Below are 4,661 nucleotides of genomic sequence, written 5' to 3'. Positions count from 1 at the left end.
TGATATGTCACGTAATTCTCGAGCGGGAAGGCCGCCGACGTGCCGGGTCGTTTGAGCCTGCTTCCCAGGACCGGGATGTGCGGAGACCAGGTCCGCCTGGGCCGCCAGGCTCGCCTGCCCGCTGCCGCGGGCCTAGTGGCTGGCGCGGCGCGCGCGCCGGTTCCAGGCGTTGCCTGCTGGCGTGGGATGGAGGGGCCGGGCGGGGCTGGTCAGTCCTTCGCCGGGTGGCAGTCGACGGGCGGCGGGAGCGAGCCCTGCTCGATGATGTTGGCGTACACGCTTTCCAGCGCTTCGCTGAGCGGCCCCACCAGGCCGGCCGGCAGGCCACCGAAGAACAGGCGCCGGACAAGATCCACGTGCCCGGGCGCCCCCTCGTCCAGCGCCTGCCGCCCGCGGGCGGTCAGGGTCACCTCGGTGACCCGCCGGTCGGCAGCGGACAGGCCGTACGTCACGAGCCCTCGACCGCTCATTCGCCGCACGTGGTGCGACACCCGGCTGCGCTCCCACCCGATCTGGGCGGCTAGCACCGTGATCTGCATCCGCCCCCCGTCGGCGACGCTCAGTGCCGTCAGCACGTCGTAATCGGGCAGCGACATGCCACTGTCGGCGAGGAGCTGGCGATTCATCTCATACGCCAGGCGCAGCTGAACCCGGATATAGGCCAACCACGCCCGCCGCTGGTCCACGTCAAGCCATCCACCGGCGGGCTCCAGGCCGGCCTTGCCCTTACGTGACATATCACCAACTTTATCGCCACACCCGCCGCGCGTCCCAGCATCATTTCGTCGAAGCACCGTCACCAGGAACGCAACACGCCATACACAGACCGCTCTCCGGCTCTTCTGGCATGCATGCGGGCCGCCCCAGGGGTGAACGGCTCGGGCAGGAGGCTGGCGCAAATCCGGCGCCGTGCAGCCGCGCCACAACTTGTGCGACAGGCTCCTATACGGCCTTGCAGCCACAAAGCAGCACTCACTCAAGTCGCCCGATAGCCGTCGATATCGCGTAGCGCCTTCGGCGCCGGCCGGCGCGCATATCGGTGCGTCAGGAACGCGGTCGTGCCGACGACCATCCTTAAGATGCAAGCCGCTAGGTTGCCGATCGTGGGTTTGATCGACCGGATCGCAAACAGCTCGGGTGAGTTTCTCCTGTTCGCGCTGACACCGCCACGATCGACCAGCGCTGGCGACCGGGCGCAAGAGATCGCCGACGCCACCCTCGCTCGTCTGCGGCCCGTGGACGTCGATGGGTTGGTCCTCTATGACATCGCCGACGAGACAGCGCGCACCCCGACAGAGCGTCCCTTCCCGTTCATTCCGACCGTCGACCCGGCGGCCTTCCTCGCCGACAACCTCACGACCTGGGCAGCGCCCGTCCTCGTCTACCGCGCGGTGGGCAAGTACTCACCTGCCGAGCTTCGGACGTGGTTCACGGAGCAAGATCCTGCTCGCGTGATGACGGTTCTCGTCGGAGCCGCCGGCGACGACAGCCGGCCAAAGACGTCCTTGACGGACGCCCAAGCGCTCAGCCGCGAGGCGAACCCGGCCTTGATGGTGGGCGGTGTCGCCATCCCTGAACGGCACAAGCGACGAGACGACGAACACCTTCGGCTCCTGGCTAAGCAGGATGCTGGCAACCGATTCTTCGTCACCCAGGTCGTCTACGACGTCAACGCGGCCAAGAACCTCGTCTCCGACTACTATTACGCCTGCGCCCAGCGCGGAACCTCCGTCGCGCCCATCGTCTTCACGTTCTCAGTCTGCGGCTCGATGCGAACGTTCGAGTTCCTGCGCTGGCTGGGCGTTGACGTTCCCCGTTGGATCGAGAACGACCTCAAGCACGCAGCGGACACGCTGGAGGCGTCCTACCGGTTGGCGCTCACGACGGCGATCGACCTCATCGCCTACTGCCGCCATCTCGGCGTTCCATTCGGGATCAACGTCGAGAGCGTGTCCATCCGGCGAGTCGAAATCGAGATGGCAGTACGTCTGGCGGAGCAGCTCAGCGTCGAGCTTCGCAGGTAATCCGAGCGACTCCGCCAGCGGCCGGTCGCGCCGCGATCCGCTCCCTCCATTTTGATCACAGAAACTCCAGCGCGAGCAAAACGCGCGGTTACGCCGCCGATCGGCACTGCGGCATACCGTTTTCAGGTCATGCCGCCGACCGCGCACGGAGCCGTCGATAGCGAGCGCTTTTGCGGTGTGTCGTGCGCGACCGCCGCGCCGATCGATGGTTCGGCGTGATCAGGCTAGGTTAGTCTGCGCGCGCAGATAGGACGATATTGAGCATGATCAATTGCTAACAAAACGACGGTGTGCAGCGGAGATCGCCTAGCCCTGCACGCACTTTCTAACCGTATATGCGCAGGCCACGCCAGCGCGTAATCGCGTCACGTGCGGAGCTCGCGATGAGCGAACGAGCCCGAGCCCGAGCGCGCATCGCGACACGACCGGACGCCCATCAACTCATCGCATTCCGTAGGCAAGAGGCGCGTCCCTTCACGAGGGAGGGACGCGCCTCTTGTTCGGGTCGGTCGGGGTATCAGTTGCCGTAGGTGAATCGGTTGACCGGAGCGGCGGGGCTCTGCAGACCGGCGACGGTCACCTCGACGTTCACCGTGCCGGACCCGGGCGGGCTCACGGCGGTGCACATGGTGGTGCTGGCGCAGCCGACCGCGGTGGCACTGTGCCCGCCGAAGGTCACGGTCGTGGCGCCGGGTGTCGTGCTGAATCCGGTGCCGGTCACGTAGACGACGGTGCCGCCAGCGGCGGGACCGGCCGCGGGACCGAGTTGCGTAACCGACGGCAACACGGTGAAGGGCAGCGTGTTCGTCGATCCGGCCATTGTTGTCACCTTGACGGTCCCAGGTCCGATCGGCAGTCCGTCAGGGACGTCCGCGTAGCAGGTGGTCGCCGACATGCACGCCGTGTTGACCTTCGTCTGCCCGTTGAAATACACCACCGTCCAGTCCGAGTCAGGCACGAAGGCGTTGCCGGTGAGCGTCACGGCCGCTCCGGGCGGTGCTGCCTGGGGGCTGATTGACGACAGCGTGAGTGGACCGTCCAGATAGGTGAACTGACTGGCGGCCGAGGCCTCCGTCTGCTGCCCGTTCACGAGCACGCGGACCGAGACGGTGCCCGATCCTGGCGGTACCTGCACCCAGCAGTTCGTGGACGAGTCGCAGATCGCTCCGTAGACCGCGGTCGACCCGAAGGTGGTCACCATGGAGTTGTCCAGGTTGGTGCCCTGGACGTATATGCCGGAACCCGCTTGTCCGAAGCGTGGCGCCAAGTCGTTGATGGTCGGTGGCGTGCCGCCGAACGTCACGGTGATCTTTCCGTTGCCGGTCCAGGCCTCGTTGGTGAAGACGGTTCCGGTCGGGCCGTAGCTGCTCCCGCCGCCACCGGCGAGGCCGGGCTGCCCACCGCCGCCGCCGTAGTAGCCGCCGCCACCGCCGCCGCCGGGACCGGAGATGACATTCGGATCGGCTCCGACCGAGCCTTGGCCGAGCTGGCCGCTGCCCGAGTGACCGGCCTGGTCGCCACCGGAGCCGCCGCCGTCGCCGTTCGCCGAGCCACCGTTGGGGAATCCGCCGCCGCCGGCCTGCTCGAAGATCAGGTTGCCCGAACCGCCACCACCGCCGCCGGCTACCAGCTTGCGGTCGCCCAGGTCGTCGCCGCCGATCCGTACGTCCGAAGCGCCGCCACCGCCGGCTGAGCCGCAGTTCCCGTTATGTCCGCCGCTACCACCGCCGTTCCAGCCTCCGGTCTGGTCGGAGGCAGTGGCCTGGGGCCCATCGGCATGCACCAACGGCTTCGCGGGGGCGGTCAGGATGCATTGGGCCGGGTCGCTCGGCGGCCTCTGCAGGCCCATGCCGCCGACCTCCAGGTGGATCACGTCACCCGGGTTGACCCAGATCGAACTCGTCGCGATGCCGCCGTATCCGCCATTGAACGCCATCTGCGCGCCCTGCGCGCCGTAGGCCGTGAACGTCGCACTGTTCACTCCGGACGGCACCGTCCACGTCTGATCCGACCCGGTGTAGCTGAAGGTCTCGGTTTGCTGGTCCTGAGCCGCGGCCGACGGTGCTGGCGCCCCCCACGCCGGAGCGGCGTTCGCGATCACGAAACATCCGGCGATCGCCGCCGCCACGGCGACAGCCGGGCGCCTCCACTTGGTCGACCAGGTGCGAAACCCGGCAGTCATGACGGTCTCCTCTCCGCGCGCCGCGGGTCGGCGAGCACCCTTGACGATGCCGAGGCCGCCGAGTTCAGTCTGTCCACTGACGGTGGGATCCGGGGGTTACCTGTTGTCCCCCGTTCGGAGGACGCTCGGCGACGGATCGGCACGGTCCGACCCAGCTCAGATCGATGAATAGCTACCAGCCGCGCTCCCGGGGGCGAGCGACGGACCCCAGAATGTAGCAACCTCAGCACGTATACCGCGAACGTCTCGTCGACCACGGCCTCGACCCTCCCGGCGAACCGGCCCAGCCGTTGCCGAGCCTCGCCGGCAAGCGTGCAACCGCTACCATCCCGTAGCGGCCGACTCCGACGCGCGCGATAGCCGTCTGATATACCGACGCGAGATCAATACGAACACAGATGGATCTGATTGAGACTTGAGCCAGGCGCTGCGTTTCGCGCGTAGCGTTTAGGGGT

Annotated in this window: 3 protein-coding genes; 1 reads left to right on the top strand and 2 read right to left on the bottom strand. The window is 67.4% G+C overall.

The annotated features are described in order from the left end of the window. Positions 1–209: 209 nt before the first annotated feature. Complete coding sequence (locus tag VN779_RS09695) at positions 210–737, bottom strand: MarR family winged helix-turn-helix transcriptional regulator (protein ID WP_325722123.1); 528 nt, start codon at positions 735–737, stop codon at positions 210–212. Positions 738–1,103: 366 nt separating this feature from the next. Between VN779_RS09695 and VN779_RS09690 the strand changes: the two genes are divergently transcribed. Beyond that, on the top strand, positions 1,104–2,024 hold the full coding sequence (locus tag VN779_RS09690) for a methylenetetrahydrofolate reductase (RefSeq protein WP_325722122.1): 921 nt from the start codon (positions 1,104–1,106) through the stop codon (positions 2,022–2,024). 517 nt (positions 2,025–2,541) lie between these two features. Here the strand turns inward: VN779_RS09690 and VN779_RS09685 are convergent. Beyond that, positions 2,542–4,206: an IPT/TIG domain-containing protein gene (locus VN779_RS09685; RefSeq protein ID WP_325722121.1), complete on the bottom strand. Its 1,665-nt coding sequence runs from the start codon at positions 4,204–4,206 to the stop codon at positions 2,542–2,544. Between the last annotated feature and the right edge of the window lie 455 nt (positions 4,207–4,661).

The organism is Actinocrinis sp. (assembly GCF_035605935.1).
Classification (GTDB): domain Bacteria; phylum Actinomycetota; class Actinomycetes; order Streptomycetales; family Catenulisporaceae; genus Actinocrinis.
Note: the sequence above shows the minus strand (reverse complement) of the source record. Positions and strands in the feature narration are given on the sequence as shown.